This window comes from Variovorax sp. P4_D9 (assembly GCF_056401695.1).
Genome location: NZ_JBFUIU010001747.1, coordinates 1 through 564 on the forward strand (window position 1 = coordinate 1; position 564 = coordinate 564).

Consider the following 564-nt stretch of genomic DNA (forward strand, 5'->3'; position numbering starts at 1 on the left):
GGGTGTGGTTAGTTGAAAACTTCCACCGCTACTGCCGCCCCCGCCGCAGTCCACCAAACCAAAGGCAAGTACGCTTGTACCGACCAACTTCCAGATTTGCACCATGGCTCTCTTGCTCCGAACGAATTGTTTTTGGAACCGCCTTCCACTCCAAGGCGGCCGGCCAATGTAACCGAAAGTATGCATTTGTAGCCAGCCAAGGCGGGGCTTGACAGGCCATGTAGAAATGCATTGGGTGGTCTGCAGTCGCTATCGGCGACTCAGGTGGCGCCGGCGCTTCTGCGCGGCGGGATCGGGTTGTCGCCGGCGGTGCTCGGCGAGATCAACCGTCTTGGCCACGCCGATCGGCAATTGCGTGCCGTCGGGCGAGATGGGCGAACGCAGGGACTGGTACCGCGCGACGAGGCGGTCGACACCACTCTTACCTTAGACGCGATTTCCCTCTTAGGCTTGCGCGTCATCCCCCAATCGGGGTGAGGAATTAAGTCACGGACTGCCCCGAATAGGCGCGCCGACTGGCTGACTAGAAGCTGATTTGTAGTTACATTCACTACGTAAATATGT

The 564-nt window shown here is 58.5% G+C and carries 1 protein-coding gene; it reads left to right on the plus strand.

Features of this window, described 5'->3' with window-relative positions; translation table 11 throughout:
- Positions 1–264: 264 nt before the first annotated feature.
- Positions 265–477 carry a hypothetical protein gene (locus AC1DY5_RS58120; RefSeq protein WP_478123113.1) on the plus strand — a complete coding sequence of 71 codons (213 nt, stop codon included), beginning with the start codon at positions 265–267 and terminating at the stop codon, positions 475–477.
- Positions 478–564 lie beyond the last annotated feature (87 nt).